Here is a 25,314-nt window from a genome sequence, read left to right as displayed (position 1 = left end):
CGTCTCTACACTGCTCACAGTAAGTATTTACCTATTGCCCATTGCCTATTCCCTATTGCCTCTTGCTATAACTGTTAACTGATGACTGAATTAAAGGCTACCAAATAAAACGGTATCCGCATTATGGCCATAAACTGCTTTGGCCTGTGCAACAGCTTGTTGGGTTAAACCATCGTAAACTCCATTAATTGGGCCGTTATAAAGTCCTTGGATTCTTAATCGCTGCTGCAACTGTTGGACGCTACTTGTACCAGAAATAGGGGGAGTTGTTGCTACAAATACGACGGTGCGATTAGGGGTTGCAGAAACAGGTCGAGTATTAAATAAAGAGTTTTGAGTGGTGGGGCCTGCAATCCCGGTTACTGTGACTCCCCGGGATTCTTGAAACCAAATTAAGGCATCTTGAGTTGCGGTATCAAAACAGCCATTAATCGGGCCATTATAATAGTTTAAATCGCGTAAACGCCGTTGAATTTTTCTTACTTGCGGGCCTGTATCTCCGAAAGAAATGATAGATAAAGGATTTTGAATCGGAGACAGAGGACGTTGAGCAATGGGAATTTGATAGGGAATCCCAGGAACATTGGGATTTAAAGCGAATAATGTGGCTGATGCAACAACTCCGTTAGCAGAGATTCCCTGAGATTGTTGAAACCGTCTAACCGCCGCTTCGGTTTCGGGGCCAAAATAGCTGGTAATTAAACCATCATAAAAGCCTAGGGTTTGTAACCTTTGTTGTAATGCTGCAACCTCTGGCCCGCGATCGCCTTGTTGTAAAGTTGTACCGGGGAAAACAGCATCCTGAGCAGAATTAAGGCCGCTATTAAGTAAGGCGAGGGTAGCTTCCGTGACTAAACCCGTTGCCGGAATATTATAGTCCCGTTGCAGTCGAATCACGGCATTTTTGGTTATACTTCCAAAATTGCCTGTAGGTTGTTGGTTGAAATAACCCAAGGTTTGTAACCGCCTCTGTAAATCCGAAACCCCAGGGCCACGATCTCCCTCTCCCAAGCCAATTAAATCCCGATTATTGCCAGTATTGCCAGTATCAAGGGGGCCAACACGGATGTTCAAAGCCGCTAGGGTTCTGGGGCCAACAATCCCATCGGCTGATAAACCCGCATCCCGTTGAAAGCGAATCACCGCTTCTTGAGTTAGACCGCCAAAATTACCTGTAGCATTGGCATTAAAATAGCCCAATTGTTGTAAGCGCTGTTGAACTTGCCTGACTTGATTTCCCGAATCTCCTCTGGCGATCTCAGCTTGGGCGGTTTGGGCAACAGTTAAAACTGAAACAGCTACAGCTAAAGCCAGAAAGTAGCGGTAGGTTTGACTAGAAAGTTTTTTCCAGTTAACCTGATTTAATCCTGAGAATTGATTACAAACAGGATCTTCATAGGTTAAGGCTAAGGCCAAAAACGCATAGGATTCAATCATGGTTTTTTTGGGGAAACATTATTAATAGACTTTAACCTTTCCAAAAATTAGGTCTTGAAAGATTAGTTTCCCCTATTGTAGATCAGGTTTCAAAGTGAAATTTAAACCCAACCTGCGCGATCGCAAATTAAAGCTACAATCACTGCAAAAGCTGTGATTCCTAAAGCCACCCAAGGACTTTGACCTTGACTAACAGCAAAAGAAGTGGCTACACCCGCGCCTAATGCTGCGGTTACGGCGGACTCAAGAGGATCGCGTTGTGAGTTTTTATGGTTCATAATCTGGGGGAAGTTGGATTGACGCCATAGTTTTGAATGGGTTTAACCTATCACCTAGAGCCATAAAGCCTGTGGGTTTGAGTCGAAATTGCAATTAAGCTTTAGGTTTAGATACGTTTCTTAATCAATCTGAAGAATTCTTACCCGCAAAGCTTGTATTTTTGTGAAGATATGTTACAATGCCTAGAATTACATCAGCAATTTGTGTAGCCGTTTACAATCAAAATCGCCAAACCATGAGCAATAAAGCCCAAATGACCAAAAAATTCTTGATTCTTTTAGCAACCGTTAGCAGTGTAGCCGCCCTCGGTGCTTGCGGTCAACCCAGTGCCACTAATACCACCCCTGGACAACCAACCACCGAACAAGCTGCCGGAACTACTGGGTCTGCAACAACCCCTGAAACCACTGCCAGCACTGCGTCTCCCTCTCCCGCCACAGGCACAACCGCCAGCACTGCTACCACGACTCCGGCCGTTGCTTCCGAAAAGACTGATACTACAACCAATTTAGTTTCCAACGAGTCGGAAAGTATTGTTCAAATTGCTGCTGCTAACCCCTCTTTTAGTACCTTTACTAAAGCAGTTGAAGCCGCTGGTTTAACTGAAACCCTCTCTGCTCCAGGTGCTTATACCGTTTTTGCACCTACCGATGAAGCCTTTGCCGCTTTACCTGCGGGAACTTTAGAGGAGTTAATGAAGCCTGAAAATAAAGAAAAATTGGCTAAAATTCTCCAATATCATGTTCTAGCCAATAAAGTCGCCTCGGCTGAAATTAAACCAGGTGAAGTCGCTACGGTTGAGGGAGATCCTGTAAATTTAGAAGTAGCTGAAGGTAAAGTTACAGTCAATGGAGCCGAAGTAATTCAACCTGATATTAATGCCAATAATGGTGTTATTCATGTGATTAAGGTTGTGATTCTTCCTCCTGGTGTCGGATCTCCTACTACCACATCTCCTGAAGCGACATCTCCTACTACTACATCTCCTGAAGCCACATCTCCTACTACTACATCCCCTGAAGCGACATCTCCTACTACCACACCTACTACTGCCCCTCAATAGGATTTCAGGAGTTATATAATTCGAGATTAATCTATTTTTAGATGATCTCAAAACCCGGTTTCGCCAAAGTTACCGGGTTTTTTAGCTTCTTCGCGCCGAAGCCCCACGTCTGACACGGGTTCGGCAGCGTGGGGTGAATTGCGGTCAGGGACTATGATTGTTTAAGTGTTAATATAATTGAAAAGGAGGTGATTTGAAGTGCTGAAGGCAACAAAGGTCAGGCTCTATCCAACATCAGAACAGGAATTGGCATTAGCCAAGTCATTTGGCTGTGCAAGGTGGTATTGGAATTTTGCCTTAAACGCCTGTATTCAGCACTATCAGGAAACTGGCAAAAGCCTAAAATTAGCATCCTATAAGGGAATGCTTCCTCAACTCAAGAAAGAATATCCTTGGCTCAAAGAAGATTGCTACTCATCGGTTCTTCAATGTGTAGCTATAAACTTAGATAGAGCCTACAAAAACTTTTTTGAGGGACGGGCTAAATTTCCTAATTTCAAATCCAAACATCACAAGCAATCAATTCAATATCCCCAAAGTGTTACTGTTAACGGTGAACATCTAAAAATCCCTAAAATTGGTGAAATTAAAGCAATATTTCACCGAGAAATTACGGGGAAAATTAAAACGGTAACAATCTCCAAAACTTCAACTGATAAATACTTTACTTCCATCTTATGCGAAGTGGAAGAAATTGACGTTAAACAGTCGGGAAATAAAATTACTGGGATTGATCTAGGGTTAAAAGATTTCGCAATTGCTCATAATGGAGAAAATGTAACTAAATATGCTAACCCTAAACATCTATATCGTCACCAGAAAAATCTAGCCCGAAAACAGAAAAAACTCTCTCGAAAAACTAAAGGAAGTAAATCGAGAGAGGAGTTTAGAAAAACTGTAGCTAAGGTTCATGAGAAAATAGCCAATTCCCGCCAAGATTTCTTGCATAAACTCTCAAGAAAATTGGTGAACGAAAATCAAGTGATTGTCGTTGAAAACCTCAACGTCAAGGGGATGGTTAAAAACCGGAAGCTATCAAAAGCAATATCTGATGTGGGATGGGGAAAATTCGTCAACTTTATTGATTACAAGTTAAAGCAAAAAAGTGGTGAACTTGTAGAAATTGATCGCTTTTTTCCTAGTTCCAAAACTTGTTCCTGTTGTGGTCATGTCCTAGATGAGTTATCTCTGGATATCAGAGAATGGGATTGTCCAAATTGCCATACTCACCATGATCGTGACGAAAACGCTGCGCTTAACATCAGAACAGAAGGAATCAGGATATTAACTGAAGGCGGAGGGAACCCCGTTTTTGCCGATGGAGGCTGTGTAAGACCGGATAACCGCAAGGTGAAAGGGCATCGGTCTGTGAATTCGCTGATCCTACACCGACCCGATTAGGGCGGTGTAGGTAGTTCACTAATCAAAATCGATATCTAATTTTAACTGGGTTGCTTTGACTTCTTTTTGTTTTTCGGCGGATTTTAAGACTTCATATCCTAACGGAATTGATAACCTTTTTTGATCTTCAATTATTTCTTGAATCGTCACAATTGAGATAATATCATAGCTTTGACTCATATATTTATTTTGATAAATTCCGGCGGATTTAGCGGTTTTAATCATCTCTTTTGTGGGTTCTTTTAAGGTAATAAAAATTCCCATTGCTGCTTTTTCTAGGGTTAATGTTCCTTGTAAATCCCTAATATCTCCTGATTTAATATTACCTGATTTCACTTGTAAAATAATTTTTTCCGGCTCATCCTGTTCACTTCTAAAATAGGCAATACCATCAATACCTTTATCCGCGCCTTTTTTGGGATTAATCACTGCCCGATTATTACTATAAGTTAAAACCGCCCATTTTTCAAATTCCTTGCGAGTGCGATCGTCTTTTTTATTGGCTAAGGCGATCGCAGATTTCATATCTTTAGGAATACCATTGAGTTGAATTTGTTCTAATACTCCTTGACCAAAAGCATCTTCTAACCGTTTTAAAATTAAACTAATACTTTGATAAGTAATATCAATTCCTATCCATTGACGCTCTAAACGTTGCGATACTGCAACTGTTGTTCCACAGCCACAATAAGCATCTAAAACAACATCACCTTGATTACTACTAGCTTGAATAATTCTTTCTAATAACGCTTCAGGTTTTTGAGTTGGATAACCTAATAGTTCTTTATGCCAAGAACGCAAAGCTTCTATATCATTCCAAGCATCTTGTACAGGCAATCCTTCACTTTCATCTAAATATCTTTTAATTCTAGCAACACGATTTTTAGTATAATAAATTTTACCTTCCGCATCAAGTTTTTCCATTGTGGTTTTTGGACATCTCCACAGTTTTGTCACTCCGTTCCATTCATATTGATAACCACCACCAGCTAAACCAGCAGCACCTAAATCACCAGACATCCATTTTCTACCATTGGGATCTTGATATCTATAGTATTTATCAGTATAATTTTGGTCATATTTTTGATAAATTTGATTCCAGATCACTTTTGAACTTTTGCAATAGTAGAAAATAACATCATGAACACGGCCATATTTACTAGAGTCACTATGACCTGATGTACGTTTCCAAATAATTTCATTTAAAAAATCACCACCTTGAGAACAAAAAACCGCATCTAATACTAATTTTAAATAGTGGCTAGATGTAGGATCACAATGAAGATAAAAACTCCCCGTTGGTTTTAAAACACGATGAATTTCTACAATTCTCAAAGTCATACTAACTAAATAAGCCAAAAGACTACCCTTACCCAGAACTTTTATTAATCCGGCAATTAAATCAATACTTTGTTGGGTAAAATGACCTTGATAATTATTAAAAATATCCTCTAAACCTTGATTTGCCTGATCATCCCAAGTCCAAGTATCAATAAATGCTTGAGCTTGGGCTTGATCTTCTTTGCCTAAATTATTATAAATTTGATTATAATTACGTTTAGAATTAAACGGCGGATCAATATAACATAAATCTACAGATTCATCCTTAATATATTTCCGCAGAACTTCTAAATTATCACCATAGAATAATTGATTAACCATGTTTTTTGATTCCTTGATTTATAACTATTTTTTCGATAAACTTTCTATTGACGATTAATTAAAATAATCCAAACCAAGAATATCATATATTATATGACATAAACGGCTTAGGGTTGATACAGAATTAATCGCTTAAGAAAAAACTGGAACCTTTTTAACTATGATGTTATTAAATTCTAAGGATAAATTATCTCCTTGACGATGGGCTTCCCAAGTTCCCGACGACAACCGACTAATTTGCCATTGTCCCTGAATATAATTTTCATCCTCAGATACCGTCCCCGTATAACTAACTGTATCGGGAGAAGTCGTTAAATATTGTTTGGTAAAACTCACCCCTCGACCCATCACAGCCCCACTAATTTGAGCTTCTCCCAAATAACCCTCATCTAAAATATTCCCGGCTAAGGAATTTCCGCTCTGAATAAATGTTACTTCAAAACGAGTAGGAACTCCCTGTTGCCAATAGGTTCCTAGCCAGTTTCCACTAAGATCAGTCATATTTGATATCTAATATAAGTTATTAATATCCTGAAATACCGCCTCTAAGAGCGAGGACGGGAGATTTAACTAATCAGCTTGAGATTCTAAACGAATCATTCTCCCCTGATTATCCGTGCGATAAACCCAGGTTTGGCTGCCATCGGAAACCACCACCCGCCACCCTTGAACTAACATTTGACCGCAGATTTCATCGGTTTTAGCCAGTCCTAAACAGGTATCTGGCCAAGTTTGTTGACGGGCTTCTACAATTTTAATATCTTTAGTCATCACTCCCGATTCCTGGGCGACGGTTTCCCGAATTTTTTTGTCTACGGTCGGAGGTAAAACTTTAGCCGCATTCGCGATATTAACTGCCCATTCAGGATTTAAAGGATTTTTTGCATAGATAACCGGAATGGTTTTGGTTGACTGTCCTTGATGTTTAAATAAGGGATTAGTTAGCACCCGATAGGTCGGGGTAATCGAAGAAACAGCAGTCGATTTTTGCGGCATTTCCCATAACCGTTGGTTTTCCATCGGACTAGGCTTTTGGGTTACGGTAATCGAGTCCGAGAGTACCGCTTTGCTGTGAACTAAGGCAGATTTCAACAAGGTTGAGTCAGATTTTAAAGCTAAAACCCCAGTCAACATCAACGCCAATACAAACGGGCGGGGCTGCTTCTTGTTCACCTTGGAGGTCGCTTTTTGGCGACTGTTGGAGTGGCTGGATTTCATGAGGAAGCATCCACAAATATAGAATAATTGATGGCAAAGATGACCCAGATTGCTGAAAATTTGTTTCAGGCAACCGCCGTATCCTAACATACCCATCCCCGATTCCCAATCTAGGAAGTACAACGATCACCAGACCTGATAGTTTAAGAATAGAATCAAAAATTTAGGAGTCAATCCAGATGGACATTTTGTTAGAAGGGGGATCGGTCTTACGCGATCGCGATTATACTTTAATTATTGATAGTAGTCAAAGTATGGCGACTATTGAAAAATCTAAAGGCAAAAGTCGCTGGGATTTAATTCAAGAGTCGATTTTAGCCATCGCTAGTTACTGTGAACAATTTGATCTTGACGGCATCACCTTATATTTATTTTCCGATCAATTTAAGCGCTATGAAAATGTCACCTCTGACCGAATTATTTATCTTTTTCAACATCATCAACCCTCGGGGAAAAATCGTTTATCTCCGGTATTAAAAGATGCCACCGATCACTATTTTGGACGACGGGCAACGGAACAAACTAAAGCCAATGGTGAAACTATTATTATTGTGACTTCGGGAGAAATTGAAAATCCCACCGCTCTTAGACAAATTATTATTGATGCAGCCAATCAATTAAGCCGAGATGAAGAATTAGCTATTGAACTAATTCAAGTGGGTTCTAATGCTGATGTAACTACCTTTTTTCAGGGTTTAGATCATAATTTACAAAGTCAAGGAGCTAAATTTGATATTTGTAATACCATTACCCTATCGGATTTAGATTCTATGAGTTTAACCGATGTGTTGCTCAAAGCCATTGTTGATTAGAATTGGGTAAATTGGGTTGGCAGGATGCCTCGGCTGTATTATCCTGATAATTTTATGATTTTTAAAGGTTAGTAATTATAATGGAATCTTCCTCAAAAAAATTAGTATCTCAATCAATTAAAACCTTAGATTCTATTTTAATTGATGAAAAATTGCCCCCATCAGAACGGGCAACCGTTGCCTTAAAAATCCTAGAAATGGCTCGGACTTTTGCACCGGAGACTCCTCCGGCTTCAGAAACTCAACCTATCCCAATACGTAAACTTAATTTTACCGCCCCCAAAATATTTTTACATCTAGCCGCCTATCGAGATTCCGAACTAATTCCTACCTTAAAAGATGCTTTAAAAAAAGCCCATCGCCCCGAAAAAATTACCTTTGGTATTGTTTGGCAATTTATCCCCGGAGAGGATGAAAATATTACCGGAAAAATGCAGGAATTTCCCTGTAAAATGATTGAAATAGATGCCAGAAAATCCCTGGGTGTCTGTTGGGCAAGATCGATGGGTCAACGCTTACTTCATGATGAAGATTTTATCTTACAATTAGATAGTCACCATAGATTTGTTGAAGGTTGGGATAGTTTATTATTGAAACAACTCGCCCAATGTCCTAGCTCCAAACCCATTCTTTCTGCCTATACTCCCCCCTATATTCCCCCCGATGAAATTCCCCCAGGATATCCCAGTACCCGTTTAACCGCCCATCATTTTGATGAACATGGGATTTTAAGTTTTGTCGCCGGAGAGAGTCTAGCTTCCTATTCTGAACCCCAGTTAGGAATGTTTTTAGCCGGAGGATTTATTTTCGCCCCCCGACAATTTTATTTAGAAGTTCCCTATGATCCTTTTCTCTATTTTAGAGGGGAAGAAATTACCCTTTCAACTAGGGCTTGGACAAAAGGATGGGATATTTTTTATCCCTATCAAATTACCATTTATCACTATTATACTCGCACCAATGCGAAAAAACATTGGGATGTGGATTCTGAATGGTTTAAATTAGAACAAAAATCCAGAGAAAGAGTTAAAAAAATATTAAGAATTAATCCATTAGAAGCAGAAAGTTTAGAAATTTACGATTTGGGAAATATTAGAACTATCGAAGACTATCAAAACTTTTGTGGGGTAAATTTCCAAACCCAGGAAATATCGGAAACAGCTGCTAAAGGAATTCCAACTAAATTTTTAGTTTATACGCCCAATTAGTTCCTGACGAGGAGGGAGATATTCTCTTCTTTGTAAATCACTTAAATCTTCAGCCACCCGAATTAATTATGACCACCTACTTAGTGGCTTTCCACCAAGTTACGGCTTTCTATCCTATATATAGGTTAACCGTTCAGCAATGGATGTTTGGCGACCCCATCCTGATAGACATGATTCAGGGGCTGCTGGGAGTAAAAATTTTTTTTGTCAAGACTATTGACACAATTGTTTACATTTTGTTATATTAATTTACATAAAGCCAAACAAGGATTCAAGATGATAACAACTCGCGGACAAATCATTGAAGATGGTGGACGGGCTAATGTATATGCCATTGAGCCCAAAATGTATGTCGATGATGCCCAGCAGTTTGGCTTCAGCGAATACGCCGAAAAACTGAATGGTCGGTTAGCAATGATTGGATTTATTTCGGCATTGGCCATGGAAGTCCTAACTGGACATGGATTGATTGGCTGGCTAACAAGTCTATAAAGACAATATTGTCAAGATATTTTGTACTGATTAATTTCTATTATTTTGGAGAATTGCAATGAAAACTGACTTTAACTTTCCTAATTACTACTTACTAGGCCCTGTTGTATTTAGACCTAGTTTTAATACTCCCTCTGAAGTGATTAATGCCAACCAAGCCTGGTCATTGTTTTTCACCGCAGGTCAAGAGGATAAGGCGCTAGGCTTTAATCAAGAATCAGGTCGTTTCTTCACAAACTTATTGATTGCTGTAGGTGTTGCCGGGGCTTTAGGAGCAATAATTTTTAGTAATATTGCTTAAATTATTAACGCTTTTGTGTTCCCTATTTAATCATATTTATTAAGTCCTGGAAGTTATATTTTCCGGGGCTTTTTTTGTGAAGGGGATGTGAGTTTTTATAATACCTTCAATTATCTGGCACAAACCTTGCAAAAATTCCGTCCTCAAGTTATAGTGCAGGCCATCTGGTGAAATTTGTTCTCCCTTGGTGGCGGTGGCGAGTTTGGATATTCCGTCGCTGACCGAAAAATAACCCTGCACCGGGCGGATGTTGTGGTGTTGATCAAATTTAGTTCTGTTTATCAGCAAGTTTGGGAAGTCTTAAAACCGTATAATTTGCTAGAACAGGCTTATATAATGGAACGGGCGACGCTACCCAATTAAGTGATTTATAATGGGTTAAGCACTCGCCCCCATTTACGTTGATCCTATTGTGCGAGTCGGATTGTCAAAACTCAACCCTGAGTCATTCCTATTTAAAATCAAAATTTATTATGACGGCTTCGACAACATCCTTTGCTGAATTTGTCCCCTCCACCTTTCGCCAGCCCGTTGTCCTGTGTGTGTTGGCATCTTTAGGGGTGCATGGGTTATTTGCGGCCAATATTCAATATATTAGTTTCTATTCCCAATCAATTAAACTCCCTCCCACAGTTCAAGTGGTGGAACTTTCCCCCGAACAAATTAGTGGTGTTTATCCAGCCGCCCCCTCTAAACTCTCCTTCACTCCCTTAAATTCTCTCTCTCCCTCTTTATCTATTCTTCCAGTCCCGACCATAGATAATATTATTCCTCCCCCCGCACCGTCAGACTTCATGCCGGGGGCATCCCTCCCCGTATGGCCGACGAATATTCCCCTACCGCCACCGAGTAATTCCCCAGGTTTACCAACCTATCGTTTACCTCCGGTTGTTTCCCAGGGGTCTAATTCCAATAACCTGAATTCCGGTTCTATTGGATTTTTGCCTAACTCTAGTCCGTCTTTATCCTTTATTCCTGGCCCACCTTTAGGCTTCGGTAATTCCAATGTTCCCCCGGCTGAAGTTCCCGGACAAGCCAAACCACCGGGGAATTTGCCTCCTAGGGATGAATTAGCCCTGCGACAACAGTTAATCCGAGAATTGGGTCAGGACGTCGATTGTCCACCGATGTTTAATAATGGCAATTGCAGCCCCTCAATTTTCAATCCAAACAATAATCCGAATCCTCCGGCCAATACCAAACCTCCTGAAAATAATCCCGATGTTCAATCAAAAGATCCTAAAGGTTCAATTTTGGCGGGACTTCAACAGGGTTTGCAAGAGGGAGGAGGGGCTAAAGCCCAACAACCAGCCCAACAACCAGCCCAACAACCAGCCCAACAACCAGCCCAACAACCCGAAACTCCTGAAGGTGTTGTCAATGAGCAACAAACAGCGATGTTACAAGGAGGAGGGGCTTATTTAAACTGGGTGAATAGTTTACTAACGGACTATCCCAATTTAGAAACTGCGTCTCCGATGGTCGCCAACCGTTTATATCCGGCGGCGGCTTGTGAACAACAGTTAACCGGGAAGGCTTTAATTGGAGTAGTTGCTGGGACAGGGGGAGAAATTTTACGAGGGCCAGAACCGTTATTAGCGACGGGTTATCCGGTTCTCGATAATGCTGCGATTGCCGCGGTTCGAGAAATGACCTTTGACCCGAGTAATTCACCCAAGGCCTATCAAATTCAATTTCAGTTTAACGCTCAGGAGAATTGCAGAACCGTTGATAACCAGACTCCCAAATCTCCTAATCCTCCAGCAACAGCTGCTCCACCCCCAGCACAGCCCTCCCCTCCGAGTTCAGAAACCCAAAAACTACCGACTAATCCCGTTGAACAAAAACCCCCGGAGTCTACCGGGTCAACTCCTCCACCTTCGGAAACCCAAGACCCTCAGCCCAAATCTAACTGAGAAAGTGGAATTTAAGGCAAATGGACAAAAAAAGAGAGGAATTTGCTTCCTCTCCTTTTTTACTTCTCCGATTAACTTACCGAAAACCGAAATTAGGCTTTTTTGTTGGCGTTACGTTTGGCTGCACCGAACAAACCACCAATGGCCATCAGTCCTAAGATGGTAGAGGGTTCGGGGACTGGGGCAGGTGCTACGCCGTCGAATCCCACTTCATAATTACCGTTATGAGACTTTCCATCGTCTGCGGCTGTTAACTTAGAAGCTGTAGCAAAGAAGTTGTAAAGATAGTTAGTTGTCCCGTTATAGGTATATTTTACAACTTCACTGGCTTGTATGGGGGTTCCGGCTTTGCTGGGGGCGCGGAAGCGATTTAAGTTAGTTTTCTGAGCGTCATTTAAACCTTTAAATAGTAGTGGGGTGGCATCGAGGTGGCCGGCTAACCCAATTTTAATATCGCCCGTGCTGTCATCTTGATTCACATAAGAGATGTTTGGGTCGCTGAAGCGTTGTAGTCCACCTCCTATGTTAAAGGCGTTCCAAGCTAAACTATACGCATTATTAGACAAAGTAGTGTTAGCCGTCAACAAAGCACCATAACCATTCGCTGTCAAGGCATCACCGAACCACTTTTGAGCTAAGGTTAACCCACCGCTCACAGTGGTAGCCCAGTCCGATGCTGTCAAGCTGCTCAGGGTCAGAGATTTGCCTCCAATATCCCCTGTTAAGCTAGTATTTTTGGTGAAAACAAACCCGTCTTTTTCGCTGCTTGCCGCTAACTCAACGTTGCCTGTGGGACTAACTGCATTGCCATCTAAAACCGATTGTAGGTTAGCAACGCTGTTCGGAATTACAACGGTTTTATTTCCCTCTTTACCATAGATTAAATAATCAGTTGAGGCGGTTCCACCGATAGTCGCATTGGTCAAACTTCCGGCTAAAGCGGGGGTTATTCCAACTGCGCTCATTCCAACTGCGACGGAAGTGCCGATTAAGAGTTTTTTTAATGAAGTTGCCATAATCTTGTCTCCAGAAAGTAGAAGGTTTTCTTAGAATTTTTGTCTATTAGTGATGCTGAATCTGATTAAAACCGATTGGGATAGATTGGTTTGTGATTCATGTCACTTCAGACGATGATCTTTGAGTGTGTTTTTTTTAATATATTAAAGCTCCACTTGAACGGAGGAACTTTAGCACCCTAGTTTAACAGTTAGTCTGGTGAACGCTTCGAGCCAGTTGGCTTTGGGGTTCTTGACTTTATCTATTGTTATTATATTCAATTCTGGGTAAATGTCTATAAAATTTTGATGAATTTATCGGTTTTTTTGTAAAGCTAAGGTAAAGCTTTAATTCCTGCTTAAATGCTATTACTAAACATCAGTAAATTTACGGAGTTGGGATTTTAAATCGGTTTAAGGCTCCTGAATATCCGTAAATTTACTGAAAAAAACCCTGGTTCTAGGTCATATTGCCAGAGCTAGGGATGGGAAGAAAAGAGGCAGAAACTCAAACCCATCAAGGGTTAAGGTCGGGTCGAGAGGTTTGCAGAAACTCCCCAATCCGGTCTACTGCTGTTGCTAAGATGTCTGGGGGATGAACTAAGGCGAATCGGACATATCCTTCACCGGATTTGCCAAATCCTACCCCCGGAGAGGCGGCGACTCCAGTTTTTTCCACCAGTTGTTGACAGAAACCCATAGAATCCTCTGACCAGGGCTCAGGGAGTTTTGCCCAAATATAGAGGGTCGCTTCGGGTTTTGGGATATTCCAGCCAATAGTCTGCATTCGGTCAATAAAGGTATCCCGCCGCCCTGCGAAAACCTCCATATTCTGGGCAATATGATCCTGTGGCCCGGTTAAAGCTGCGATCGCTCCATTCAAAATTCCTTGATATTGGTTAAAATCAACCACTGCTTTAATCCGGCGCAAAGCCAAAATTAATTCTGCATTGCCAATCGCAAACCCCACCCGAAAGCCCCCCATATTATAGGACTTAGAAAAAGTAAAGAACTCAATGGAAACGGTTTTATTGGGATCGGCTTGTAAAATAGATGGGGCTAATTCGGCAATGGTTTGTTCTCCCTGGGGAAAGACAAAATCCATATAGGGGAAATCGTGAACTAACACTAAATCATGGTTTTGGCAAAATGTAACAGCCTTCTGGAAAAAGGATAAAGGAGCCGTGGCGGAGGTGGGATTATGGGGATAACTCAAGACCATCATCCGAGATTGTTTTAATACGGTTTCGGGAATATCCTCAAACAGAGGTAAAAAGTCATTTTCCGTGACTAAGGGCATCGGATACATTTGACCTCCGGCTAAATAGACCCCGCCCAGATGGGAGGGATAACCCGGATCTTGGAGTAGGGCAAAATCACCTGGATTGAGAATGGCCAGGGGAAGATGGGCCGTTCCTTCCTGGGAACCAATTAATTGTAAAACCTCGGTTTCGGGATCAAGGGTAATACCATAACGATTGCTATACCACTGGGCTACGGTTTCTCGAAACTCCTGAGTATTGCGAAATAATAGATAACCATGGGTACTTGGATCGGATAAAGATTCTTGGATCGGTTGAATAATATGATCAGAAACTGGTAAATCTGAAGAACCCAGGGATAAATCAATTAAGTCTTGTCCTGCCAATATTGCTTTGGATTTGGCTCGATCCATATCAGCAAAAACATTAGAGCGTAGTAGGTCTAAACGATTAGCAAATTTCATAATCAATTACAAAAAAAAGGGGGTTAAAGTTCCTAAGTTCTACCTAGGATTATTATAGACTTAATAGCCACCCAAATAATAAGCATAATCAGGTTTTTTAAGAGCTTTAAAAACTTTTTTTCCCGATAAAATCATAAATACAAATCCACCTGCTATTAAACCAAAAACAGTAAAAAAAACGGAAATTGTATGGGCTAAAGTGTAACCGACTACAATATTCACAAGCAAAGCAATAATTAATGTTCTAAAAATAGCAAAACCTTGATTTAAACTAAATAAAATTAATCCATTAAATAAACCCAGAACAAAGAAAAAATAGCCTAAACAGCCCCATAGTGCTTGCATTATTTCTGGTTGTGTCCAATTGTCGGGTCTAAGAATACCCACAGTCAGAAAAACCGATAGCCCAAAAAATATTATTGCCATGATAATTGCTAACCGATAAAGGAAAAATAACCTAGAGGAAAATTTAGCTAAATTATGAACTGTTAAAATTTTAGATTTACTATACCAATAACTAATAAATATATATCCCAAATACTGCACTAATGGCACTAATATTAAGAAATTTAGCAAGGCTAAATCCATGCCTTTTTGATATTTCAGATCTATAGCAAACAGTAACCCAGAAGCAGGATTAATGGTTAAACCCGCCACAATACGGTCAGCAAAAATAAAACTAAAATAGGCTAATCCATAGCCAAAATAAGGAGACATTAAATATACTACCGCACTGAGGCGAGGTAATTGAACGGGAGAACCAGTATCCGTATTTTTATGTTTAATAAACCAAAATAAAACCAATCCAATAACCACTAATAAGCCGACAAACATTGCCCATATTTGTGCGATTAATGTGCCTAAACCCAACTGTAATCTTAAAAACAGAAACAATACACTTAACCCAATTAAAACTAATGGCCCGCTCCATCGGGATAGAATGGAAAGAACGGCTAAAAACATCCATAAAATGCTGAGTAACAGGTAGTAAAATACAGCAATGATGATATAATTATCGGCAAATAAGCTTCGATAAAATCCAAACCATAGGCCGAAGAATCCCAGAAAAATAGTTGTAATAATTCCCAAGGATAATAGGGAAGTAGAAACTCGTTGGGCTTGATGAATTTCACCTAATGTCATGTAGAATAGACCTCGGCGACTAATCATTTGCACGAATCCACCTGCTGTGGTTAGACTAGCCATGGTTACTATTGTAAAAAGTGAAGCTAATTCCGGTGATATTACCTGCTTTTTGTCTCCAATACCAAGATATTCCATTGCTAACATCATAATCAACGGCAGGGCATAAACAAAACTTTGAGAAAATTCATTAATAAAAGTTAAAATTTGATATGATATTGTTTTCCAAACATCATCTTTTTTTGTTGGTTTTGGAGAAACGGGTGCATTGTTCAAATATTCATAAACATACTGACCCAAATCCCTAGCATTATCAAAACCAAATTCTACTCTGATAATTCTATCTGTATAACCGAGGGATTCAATAATAGCAGTGGCTTGCCAATAGTTAGCTAAATGAGGACTAATTTCTTGGACAGCCTTAATTAATTCTTGTAGCTTTTCATCGGGATTAATCATAATTTTAATGTTTCAAAACTTCCACTTCCTGTAGCTGGTTTTCTAAATCGAAAACAGGTTGATTTATGAGTCGATAATAACTCTCTAAATGTAAATCTAAGAACCGCCTTTGAGTAAATAAATCCAAGGCGCGATCGCAAGCCCGTTGACCAAATTGGCGACGTTCAGTTTCCGGTAATTCTAATAACTTGAGAATGGCAGCGGCTAACTCTGGGGGGCGACCAGCTTTGACCATTAACCCCGTATCTCCCAGGGCTTCACTGACTCCCCCGACGTCAGTAGAAACAATCGTAGCACCAGACAACATTGCCTCAATCACAGCATAGGGAAACCCTTCCGAAATACTAGACATGGCTACCACATCAGCTTCACTATAAGCACGCCAAGGTTCGCTGGTAAAACCCGCAAAGTTAATATTTTTTTCAATCCCATATTTTTCTACCCGTCTTAAACATTCGGCATAATATCCCTCATCGGATGCTTTGCCATAAAAACGAAATTCCACATTGGGAATTTTATCCCGCACAATTGCAGCAGCTTCAATTAAATCTAACTGACCTTTTAAGGGAAAAATTAAACCCATATTCATCACCTGGGGGCGTTCTTTTTGCACTGGGGGTGTGGGATGAAATTGTTCAGGGTCTGCACCATTATAGATAACTTTTATATTTTCAGGAGGTACTCCCCACCATTTTTCCCAACGAGCATTATATTCACAAACTGGTGAAACTTGATCGGCAAAATGATAGTTAAGTCTGACCACAGCTTCCACAACTTTATAAAGAAATCGGCGTACAAACACCGAAGGAATACTACGGTTAAGATTAAGATATTGTTCACGAATATTAATCCCATGTTCAGTTAACAGATAGGGTGTTCCCCGTTCCAATTTGGCAATCACGCAGGGTAAACCACAAAATGCCGCGGCTGAGGAATGGGTGATATCTGTGTGAGGAACCGGAATATTAATTGCCAGAAAAAAACGATAAAGTAAACGGATCGCTTCAGCTAATTCATTAATTGTTGGTTCGACGCGCTCCGATTCAATTTGCCAGTTACTACAGGCTAAATGTTGATAAACTGACCAGACCGAGGCGGACATCATGGTTATATGGTAGTCATAATGCAGAAAGTATTTATGAATATCTAACAGTAGTTCGCCCAATTGATTGATGTCTAAATCTTCAAAAAGAATAGCTTGTATAAATTTCTCAAACCGGGGTAAAAATTGAGTAGCGATAACTTTTGGGGTCGTCTGAAATTTACTTCTAATTGCATTAGAAAAAGGCGAATGCCAAGAATATTCAACCGGGTCATCTATTCCCCATAGAGGCAATTTTACAACTTGTTTAACATTGGCTGATAAGTTATATCGTAGGGGGAGGTAAGGGTTGGCAACAATGGCAAACAGTTTAAAATCAATTTCTGGGAGTTCTTGGGTTAAGACATGACACCAGGTACTCACCCCGCCTTTGTGGAAGGGATAAGTACCTTCAGTGGTCAAGAGTACAGAAGGGCGGTTTCGGCTCATTGAAGGGATGAATTTTTTACGGCATAGTCATTATAATTTAGATTCCCCCTAAGTTTTGCTGATCAGAGAAATAAACTGTGGCTAACTGACCCGCCAGCAAGTCATTCTTAGTATTTTTAAACTGTAAAATAACTTGATGGTTCAGGTCTTCCGAAGGCAAAGGATTAATTCTCGCAACCGTAGCTTCAAATTCCTGGGTTTTGCCTCCCCCGCCGATTTCGACAATCGCCTTTTGACCCAGATGTAAAGCATTAATTAAACGGGAACTCACGGGAATTTCTACATTGAGATTTTCCATTTCCGCCAGATCTACCACCTTTGTCCCGGCAAAAATTTGATTCCCAACCGCCACTGGTAAATCCACTATAACTCCAGAGCGAGTCGCTGTAATTACTTCTGTCGTTTTAATTTCTGTCAACGTTTCTTCTGGGTCTGACCAGTTAGTTTCTATTGATTCAGATGGAAGTTCTATAGCTCTCAATTCCGCCAACTGTTGTTGAACAATCTGACGTTGTTCGGTCAATTGTTGGTATTGTAACTGAGCCAATTTTAACTTCGCTTTCATGTCCGTTAGTTCTTGTTGCTGTTGATCAACCTCCAATTGACTTTGCAATTGAGATTGTTTTGTCTGTGCTTCTGTAAAGGTTTCTGAAGCTGCAATCGCCGATTTCGCACTGTCGAGATCCGCCTGGGCTACCTTCATTTCGGCTGCGATTTCTTCGAGTTTTTCCTCGGAAACTGCCCCTTGTTCCCGCAATTCTAGGTAACGCTGATAGGAAGATTTAGCCTTTTGATACAGAGCCTCAGACCGTTCCACAGAATCTTGCCGTTGAGGTAATGGGACTTGCTGCATCTGGTTTTGGGCGATTTTGAGTTCGGCTTCCGCTTCTGCGGCATTCGCCCGTAGGGGGGCGCTATTTTGATCAAAATATTGGATTTTCTGTTCTAACTTGAGGATTTCCTGTTGTTGACCCATTTGTTGTTCTTGCAAATCCATGTCTTTTTGCTTTAAAGACGCTAACTGTTGCTGTTGAGCAATTTTCTGCTGTTGTTTCAAGGCTTGCTGTTGTTGTCGGGCAACTTTTCTTTCTCGGCGCAGGGTTTGTTGTTCTTTTTTGGCTTGTTTTAGTTCCCGTTCGGCTTCGATATTTTTTAAGACTAATAAAGGTTGTCCGAATTGGATTTGATCGCCGATTTCTACTTTGATATCTTCAACGATGGATGAATAATAGGAAGCGATCGCAAATGTCTTTCCAGGTTGGATTTTTCCCGTAAATTTTGTTTTGCCAATTTGGTGATTTTGTTCTGATTTAGTTAAAATCGGTAGGGGTTCCCGCAGACGATAACGCACGAAATAAACTCCGGCGGTGACACTGACAGCCATGATGAATAAAGCTAACAATTGTTGCCAGGATCTATCGCCATTCATCCCCTCATTGACAAAACCGACTTCAGATTTAGGATACGGTTTATTTAAAAAGCTGGGTAGGTTGATGAAGGGAGAGTTGCTGTGGGAACCGGAAATTGCTTCGGTTTTAAAAAATGAAGCTTTTTGCGGTTGTTCAAAAGAAGAGGGTTGATTAGGGATTCTGGAGTCCATAGTAGATTGCTGATGTTTTGAAGGGGTTTAAAAAAAATTAGAATTGAATAATTAGGGAATCGGGAGTATTATCTGGTGTTCCCTTTTCCCTATTCCGGTGTTGCCTACTTTTACAGATATTGCTGAACTGCTGAAACCAAATTTTCAGACCAATAATGGGCTATGTCGGCATTAATTGCTTCGACCATGACCCGAATTAGGGGTTCAGTTCCAGACGCCCGAACTAAAATCCGACCTTGATTTCCCATGGCTGTTTCGGCTTTAGCGATCGCTTTTTGTAAGGGTTCACAGTGTTGCCAGTTACAACGCCGCTCCCGGTCTTCTACTCGCAGATTTTTTAACAGTTGAGGATAGGTGGAAAAACTTTGTTCTCGGAGTTGACTCATGGAATAGCCCGAACGTTGGACTAAGGCGGTTAAATGCAATGCTGTCAGCAAGCCATCTCCAGAAATACCGTAATGACGACAGAGAATATGACCGGACTGTTCGCCCCCTAACATCGCGCCAGTTTGCATCATTTCTGCATGAACGTATTGATCGCCCACCGCAGTTCGGATCAACTTCCCGCCTAAATGTTTCCAGGCCATTTCAAAACCTAGATTGGCCATTACTGTTGAAACAATTGTATTTCCGGGTAACTGTTGCTGTTGTTGCAGCATTTTGCCCCAGAAGTAAAGAATATAATCACCATCAATTACTCGACCTTGACCATCGACGGCGATCACTCGGTCAGCATCTCCATCAAAGGCGAAACCTAAATCCGCTTGATTTTCCCGCACGGCGGCTTGTAGGGGGGCGAGATGGGTTGAGCCACAGTTGACGTTTATCCGATCACCGTCGGCTTGATTATGCAGACAAATGACTTCGGCTCCCATTTGGGCAAAGGCTTGGGGCGCTAGATTTACGGCGGCGCCCCAGGCTAAATCTAAAACAATCCGCAGACCCGATAAATCGACGGTTGGGAGTAGGGAGTCTTGTAGGGACTGAAGATATTGATTTAATAATTCGGGTCGAGCGTGTTGATATCCATACTTGACAGGATGTTCGGGTTCGTAGCCAATTTTTCCCCCGGCTCCTCGGATGCCAGTTTCGATCTGTTTTTGTAGGGCGGTGGTTAACTTTGTCCCATCGGCTCCAAATATTTTAATTCCATTATCTTCGGGGGGGTTATGGCTGGCGGAAATCATTACCCCACCGATCGCCTCGGAAATGTGAGTTAGATAAGCGACGGTGGGAGTGGGGCATAAACCGAGATACCAAACCTCTAATCCGGTGGCTCTTAAACCCGCAGATAATGATGAGGCTAACAGATTGCTGGAGTTGCGAGAATCCTGCCCAATAATTACAGGCCCTTTTCTCTGATTCTCAGTTTGTAGGATTTTCCCTGTCCAAAATCCGACTTGTTGAGCTAGGGATGGTGTGAGAAGGTCTCCGACTTTTCCCCGAATCCCATCGGTTCCAAATAGGGGTGTTTTGGGTAAATTAACACGAAAACGGTCAATAATACTGTGAGTCGTGGATATAAACATGACTTTTATCCTTTGTTAATATTGTGGTTTTGTTGTATTTAAAGTGATCAGATCAGGCTATGATTTAGCCTTGATTATGAAAAAATTTTTGATTGAATAATGATCAGTGGAGGTTGAGGATAAAAAAGTTTGTCCTGCGGGCAAGATGCCCGCTAGACACTTACAACCCCTGATTCAGCTAAACGAAACTGAAAGTATTACTATTCGTTAAATTGAGGGTTTGATCCGCTTTAACAATAGCAATCAATTCCTTAGAGCCGGAAGTTGTTAACCAAATAGCGGTGCCCGTATTACTACCGAGACTATATTTGGTCTGTAATTCATAATTTGAGGCACTTCCGTACAGTTGGATAGTATCGTCATTCAGTTTGAAGTCAGAAATCAGAGCATAATCACCCGATCCAGTATCCTTGTAATAGGCTTGACTTGAATCTCCTAATACAAAGCGGTCTTTGTTCTGACCCCCTATGAGAGTATCAATTTCTCCTTTTCCAAATGTTGTGGTATCGACACCAATTAGGGTATCATCGCCGTCTCCACCATTGAGAGTATCGTTACCGGCGTCCCCGTTGAGTTTATCGTTACCTGCGTCACCATTGAGTTTATCGTTACCTGCGTCCCCACTGAGGGTATCGTTATCTGCGCCCCCACTGAGTGAATCGTTACCTGCGTCCCCATTGAGGAGGTCGTTACCTGCGTCCCCTTTGAGTGAATCGTTATCTGCACCGCCACTGAGTGTATCGCTACCGGCACCGCCACTGAGGGTATCGTCACCAATACCTCCATTTAATCCGTCGTCGCCTAATTGACCTTGTAGTTGGTCATTTCCGCCATCGCCATTGAGAGTGTCATTCCCATCTCCACCTTTGAGGATGTCATTCCCATCTCCACCATTGAGGATGTCATTCCCTTTTGCTCCTGCCAGGGTCTCATTCCCAGCAGTACCGTTAATTTGATCATTACCAGCAGTTCCTGTAACATTATTATTGGCACTGGTGACGTTAATAACGTTGAAAGGTGCATTGGGGTTAGTAACTACAGGATCATTGGGGTTAGTAACCACGGAGTCATTGACGTTGACAGTAAAAGTATCATCTACGGTTTTGCCATTAGATGTACCTTGAACTGTAATGTTTGCTGTACCGAATTGATTGTTCAAATAGTTCAACGTCAGCGTATTTCCAGAAATACTGGGGGTAACTAATCCGGTATTGCTGTTAGTTAATACGGTCTTATTAATGGCAGCGATATCGTTGTCAATATCATCAAAGACATTGGCTAAATCAATAGTAGACTGCGGTGCATTTTTAGTAGCAGTCACGTCAGCAATGGGGCTAGCCACCGTGGGGGCATCATCGACAGAATTAACATTGACAGTAAAGGTGTCCGTTACTGTTTGACCATTGGATGTTGCTTCTACAGTAATATCTGCCGTACCTGATTTATCTTTTAGATAGTTTAAGGTAAGAGTATTGTCGGTAATACTAGAAGTAACTAATGTCTCGTTACTGTTAGTTGTAACGGTTTTGACAATCAGGTTTTTATCGTTATCAACATCATCAAAGACATTGCTTAAGTCTATGGTTTTGCTGGGATCATCTTCCTCGGCGGTAACATCAGCAATGGGATTGACAACCGTAGGAGCATCATCGACAGAATTAACATTGACAGTAAAGGTGTCCGTTACTTTTAGCCCATTGGATGTCGCTTCTACGGTAATATCTGCCGTACCTGATTTATCTTTTAGATAGTTTAAGGTAAGAGTATTGTCGGTAATACTAGAAGTAACTAATGTCTCGTTACTGTTAGTTGTAACGGTTTTGACAATCAGGTTTTTATCGTTATCAACATCATCAAAGACATTGCTTAAGTCTATGGTTTTGCTCGGATCATCTTCCTCGGCGGTAACATCAGTAATAGGATTGATCACCGTGGGGGGTTGATCTTGTGCAACACCAAAGCTAACCTTGGCAGTATGGGAGCCTCCGTTTTTGAAGACCATCTCCAAAATATCGCCGTTAAGGGTGGTACTATCCGCACCCGTTGTTACTACGTCTTGACCTTGGGGAATCTTCAAATCCAGTTTGACCGTTCCCGCCCCGGTAAAGGTATAGTCCAAATTCTGACCGTCGCCCGTAACACTTTCCAATGTTGAGCGCATGGGTAGGTCAATAATCCGAGTCACATCTTGGGGAGTTGTCCCTAAGTTAATCGTAAATTCGCCCCCGGCTTTTGGTAAAAATACCGTGTCTGCGTCGTAGGCGTACCAGTTACTAACGCTTTGGATTTGTTGACCTTTTTCCACATTTAAACCAAAAGTACCGACGTCGGTATTGGTTGCGGCTTCGACTTTAGCCGTAATCGTATTTTCTGTAGTTGATGTAGATATTTTGGCTTTTTCAAATGTTTTAATCCGATTGCTTAAATCGTTGGCGGTGACAAATTCTGCCCCGGCATTATAAGCCTTAGCGATCAAATTGGTAAACATCTGCTCGGTGTAACCAGGTGCCGCGCCCGGGGCGGTTGTTGAGGCATAATCATGCCAAGGCCAGTGGAAGATCGGCATGGCGGCGTGACTAGCAATGTCGTTATATTCTTGATTCCATACAGCTTCTGCTTCGGGTACCGTTTTTTTCTCAAACTCAATTAAAGAGAAGTCAAACTTCATGTTCGGAGCTAAATAAACATAGTCTTCTCCTTTAAAGGGTAAGCCAAAGGCATTCGGATACCCGGCACCAACTCCTGAATATCCCCCACTGACATAATCTAGGTATTTTTTCAGTTCTTGACTGACTGCGAATCCTTCCGGGGCTCCGGGTATGGCTGCACCAGTCACATTAATTCCTAAATTTTGTTCAATCACCGATTGGGATTGATTAAATTGAAATTCGAGGTCGGTGGGGGTGAGAACATTGGTGTCTTCCGGGTGGGTGTAGGAGTGGGTACCAATTTCGTTACCCTGGGCTAACATCTGCTGGTAGTAGGGGCCAGACTTGTTCCAATCCGTGGTTTGGTCTGGGGGATTATTGCCCACATTGATATAGTAGGAACCGACAAAATTATAGTCCTTATTCCATTTGTCTAAAATGGGCAGGAGTTTATCGTAAATTCCATTATTAACGTCAAAGGTTTCCTGAGACTGATCCATGTCATTCCGAGAAACAAAGATTCCTTGATCTCGGCTCATATTAAGTCGTACCGTGGGTTCAGTCCCTTTCGCAGACCATTGTAGTGCTGGCCAAAGTAGGTTGCTATCGGCTAAAAATCCTTCCGTGGCAAAGTGAACATTTCGGCCTCCGGTTTGGGTGGTAATCACTGCCTCGCTATTTGTACCATTGGCAACTAAATCTGCGACAACGGTGGGTTGCTTATTGTCTGTTACACCGTCGCCATAAGTGTTATAGGATATGTTGCTATAGTCACGAATCGCCTCATTAGCGGCGTACCCTTTCATGACTGGATTAGTTACATCTGTGGCTGTGAGAGTCCCATTCACCGGCCCCCCCATCAACCCTGGTCAGGTCTAGGAGTTTCCGCATCCGGCTATAGGAATCTCCGGGTAAAGCATTACCATTTTCGTCGTTGGTGAGGAAATCTCCGGCGGCAACAATCCCAATTTTATAGTCATAAACGGCATCTGATAAGGTGTTTTCAATGGCTTGCAGTTTACTGGTGGGAACGTTGCGGAAGGAAGGAAAGACTAAGGTGTCATAATTAACCAGTTTTGTAATATCGGTGACATCATCCTCGTTTAAAATATCAAACGGAATTCCAGCCTGCATCGCTTGGGATTGGGCGGACAGAAAAAGTTGAGTATAGGCTTTGGGATCAAAGAATTTGGCTGCGGTGGTGTCTGAATAAACGATGCCTATTTTTTTACTCAGATCCGTTCTTGGGATTAAAACTTTTGGGGCTGAAACCGTATATTTTTGAGTATCATAACTCCCGGGTAAAAAGTCAGTATTGTTAATGTCAATATAGGCATCAACAGCTTTGGGTGATCCTTGTAATTGGCTGACGGGAACGGCAAATTCTACGATTTTTTTGTCGGGATCAAAGGTATAATCGAGGTCGGAAACTTTAATTCTTGGATTAGTTTCGTCCTCACCCCCAGTGTAAAGAGCCGGGATACCATTACTATCAAAATTGACGTTATATTCGGCTCCAACTGTTGAAGTTGACCCCCATAATTTATAACCCGTTTTAGTATCCCGGTCTGTATTCAGCCATAAAGTGGTATTAGCACCAATGGTCGTACTATCGGCTTTGAAGGCAAAAACATAAGTATCTCCTTCATATTTGCCGTAAATTTCATATCCGGCTTTCCCTGTCCCTGAGATGGAATCTAAGCGATCATTCTGTGTCCAATCCGTTAGATTTCCGTCAACGTTAATATTTCCATATTGGTTTGTCATGATGACTCCTATATTTTTGATAAAAAATGGCTACTCAATGAGTGACTAATCAAAGATTAGTCATATTCATCTGGTGTGAATTTGCAGGGAACTCGTCCCCCAATCTGATTAAAGAAAGAGGGAATAA

Annotated in this window: 21 protein-coding genes; 8 read left to right on the top strand and 13 right to left on the bottom strand. The window is 41.4% G+C overall.

Annotated elements, in window-relative coordinates; translation table 11 throughout:
• Nucleotides 1-90 precede the first annotated feature (90 nt).
• Both NMG86_RS02090 and NMG86_RS02085 read right to left on the bottom strand, forming a co-directional pair.
• A complete protein-coding gene (locus NMG86_RS02090) occupies nucleotides 91-1,437 on the bottom strand; it encodes a peptidoglycan-binding domain-containing protein (RefSeq protein WP_043938895.1) in 1,347 nt (448 codons plus the stop codon).
• A gap of 101 nt (nucleotides 1,438-1,538) precedes the next feature.
• Nucleotides 1,539-1,715 (bottom strand): hypothetical protein, encoded by a 177-nt coding sequence (locus tag NMG86_RS02085; RefSeq protein WP_167331284.1) that lies wholly within the window; start codon nucleotides 1,713-1,715, stop codon nucleotides 1,539-1,541.
• Nucleotides 1,716-1,894: 179 nt separating this feature from the next.
• Between NMG86_RS02085 and NMG86_RS02080 the strand changes: the two genes are divergently transcribed.
• Both NMG86_RS02080 and NMG86_RS02075 read left to right on the top strand, forming a co-directional pair.
• Nucleotides 1,895-2,779, top strand: a complete 885-nt coding sequence (locus NMG86_RS02080; protein ID WP_052338607.1) for a fasciclin domain-containing protein — start codon at nucleotides 1,895-1,897, stop codon at nucleotides 2,777-2,779.
• 198 nt (nucleotides 2,780-2,977) lie between these two features.
• Entirely contained in the window at nucleotides 2,978-4,180 is a 1,203-nt protein-coding gene (locus NMG86_RS02075) for an RNA-guided endonuclease InsQ/TnpB family protein (RefSeq protein ID WP_026788460.1), read from the top strand.
• Nucleotides 4,181-4,198: 18 nt separating this feature from the next.
• On the opposite strand, the gene NMG86_RS02070 is transcribed toward NMG86_RS02075, so the two are convergent.
• The 3 genes from NMG86_RS02070 to NMG86_RS02060 all read right to left on the bottom strand — a co-directional run bounded on the left by NMG86_RS02070 (nucleotide 4,199) and on the right by NMG86_RS02060 (nucleotide 7,060).
• Entirely contained in the window at nucleotides 4,199-5,842 is a 1,644-nt protein-coding gene (locus tag NMG86_RS02070) for a DNA methyltransferase (RefSeq protein ID WP_026796907.1), read from the bottom strand.
• A 132-nt stretch (nucleotides 5,843-5,974) separates the two neighbouring features.
• Nucleotides 5,975-6,343, bottom strand: a complete 369-nt coding sequence (locus NMG86_RS02065; RefSeq protein ID WP_026796906.1) for a hypothetical protein — start codon at nucleotides 6,341-6,343, stop codon at nucleotides 5,975-5,977.
• A 69-nt stretch (nucleotides 6,344-6,412) separates the two neighbouring features.
• Nucleotides 6,413-7,060, bottom strand: coding sequence for a DUF8738 domain-containing protein (locus NMG86_RS02060; protein WP_144018187.1), 648 nt, complete (start codon nucleotides 7,058-7,060; stop codon nucleotides 6,413-6,415).
• A 179-nt stretch (nucleotides 7,061-7,239) separates the two neighbouring features.
• Between NMG86_RS02060 and NMG86_RS02055 the strand changes: the two genes are divergently transcribed.
• The 6 genes from NMG86_RS02055 (at nucleotide 7,240) to NMG86_RS02030 (ending at nucleotide 11,789) form a co-directional block, all read left to right on the top strand.
• Complete coding sequence (locus NMG86_RS02055) at nucleotides 7,240-7,872, top strand: VWA domain-containing protein (RefSeq protein ID WP_026796905.1); 633 nt, start codon at nucleotides 7,240-7,242, stop codon at nucleotides 7,870-7,872.
• Between the two features lie 80 nt (nucleotides 7,873-7,952).
• Nucleotides 7,953-9,080, top strand: coding sequence for a GlcNAc-transferase family protein (locus tag NMG86_RS02050; RefSeq protein ID WP_026796904.1), 1,128 nt, complete (start codon nucleotides 7,953-7,955; stop codon nucleotides 9,078-9,080).
• Between the two features lie 276 nt (nucleotides 9,081-9,356).
• Nucleotides 9,357-9,572 (top strand): CAB/ELIP/HLIP family chlorophyll-binding protein, encoded by a 216-nt coding sequence (locus NMG86_RS02045; protein ID WP_081694511.1) that lies wholly within the window; start codon nucleotides 9,357-9,359, stop codon nucleotides 9,570-9,572.
• A gap of 58 nt (nucleotides 9,573-9,630) precedes the next feature.
• On the top strand, nucleotides 9,631-9,873 hold the full coding sequence (locus NMG86_RS02040) for a hypothetical protein (RefSeq protein ID WP_026796902.1): 243 nt from the start codon (nucleotides 9,631-9,633) through the stop codon (nucleotides 9,871-9,873).
• Between the two features lie 174 nt (nucleotides 9,874-10,047).
• Nucleotides 10,048-10,236, top strand: coding sequence for an SAM-dependent methyltransferase (locus tag NMG86_RS02035; protein WP_144018186.1), 189 nt, complete (start codon nucleotides 10,048-10,050; stop codon nucleotides 10,234-10,236).
• Nucleotides 10,237-10,346: 110 nt separating this feature from the next.
• Nucleotides 10,347-11,789 (top strand): energy transducer TonB, encoded by a 1,443-nt coding sequence (locus NMG86_RS02030; protein WP_026796901.1) that lies wholly within the window; start codon nucleotides 10,347-10,349, stop codon nucleotides 11,787-11,789.
• Between the two features lie 92 nt (nucleotides 11,790-11,881).
• Here the strand turns inward: NMG86_RS02030 and NMG86_RS02025 are convergent, their stop codons facing one another.
• The 8 genes from NMG86_RS02025 to NMG86_RS01990 form a co-directional block, all read right to left on the bottom strand.
• Nucleotides 11,882-12,805 (bottom strand): NF038130 family PEP-CTERM protein, encoded by a 924-nt coding sequence (locus NMG86_RS02025; protein WP_026796900.1) that lies wholly within the window; start codon nucleotides 12,803-12,805, stop codon nucleotides 11,882-11,884.
• 496 nt (nucleotides 12,806-13,301) lie between these two features.
• Complete coding sequence (locus NMG86_RS02020; RefSeq protein WP_026796899.1) at nucleotides 13,302-14,510, bottom strand: LL-diaminopimelate aminotransferase; 1,209 nt, start codon at nucleotides 14,508-14,510, stop codon at nucleotides 13,302-13,304.
• A gap of 60 nt (nucleotides 14,511-14,570) precedes the next feature.
• Nucleotides 14,571-16,112, bottom strand: a complete 1,542-nt coding sequence (locus NMG86_RS02015) for an MATE family efflux transporter (protein ID WP_026796898.1) — start codon at nucleotides 16,110-16,112, stop codon at nucleotides 14,571-14,573.
• Nucleotides 16,113-16,116: 4 nt separating this feature from the next.
• Nucleotides 16,117-17,643, bottom strand: coding sequence for a GT4 family glycosyltransferase PelF (pelF, locus tag NMG86_RS02010; RefSeq protein ID WP_043938897.1), 1,527 nt, complete (start codon nucleotides 17,641-17,643; stop codon nucleotides 16,117-16,119).
• A gap of 37 nt (nucleotides 17,644-17,680) precedes the next feature.
• The gene (locus NMG86_RS02005) at nucleotides 17,681-19,243 is read right to left on the bottom strand and encodes an HlyD family secretion protein (protein ID WP_026796896.1); all 1,563 of its coding nucleotides are present in this window, start codon (nucleotides 19,241-19,243) and stop codon (nucleotides 17,681-17,683) included.
• Nucleotides 19,244-19,353: 110 nt separating this feature from the next.
• Nucleotides 19,354-20,772, bottom strand: coding sequence for a phosphoglucosamine mutase (gene glmM, locus NMG86_RS02000; RefSeq protein ID WP_026796895.1), 1,419 nt, complete (start codon nucleotides 20,770-20,772; stop codon nucleotides 19,354-19,356).
• Nucleotides 20,773-20,950: 178 nt separating this feature from the next.
• Nucleotides 20,951-24,268 carry a polysaccharide deacetylase family protein gene (locus NMG86_RS01995; RefSeq protein ID WP_158442278.1) on the bottom strand — a complete coding sequence of 1,106 codons (3,318 nt, stop codon included), beginning with the start codon at nucleotides 24,266-24,268 and terminating at the stop codon, nucleotides 20,951-20,953.
• Nucleotides 24,234-25,187, bottom strand: a complete 954-nt coding sequence (locus NMG86_RS01990; RefSeq protein WP_052338604.1) for a hypothetical protein — start codon at nucleotides 25,185-25,187, stop codon at nucleotides 24,234-24,236. Before NMG86_RS01990 ends, NMG86_RS01995 begins: the two co-directional genes overlap by 35 nt.
• Between the last annotated feature and the right edge of the window lie 127 nt (nucleotides 25,188-25,314).

It is taken from the genome of Planktothrix rubescens CCAP 1459/22 (assembly GCA_904830895.1).
GTDB lineage: Bacteria > Cyanobacteriota > Cyanobacteriia > Cyanobacteriales > Microcoleaceae > Planktothrix > Planktothrix agardhii.
The sequence above is the reverse complement of the archived record's forward strand: the minus strand, read 5'-3'. Positions and strand labels throughout refer to the sequence as shown.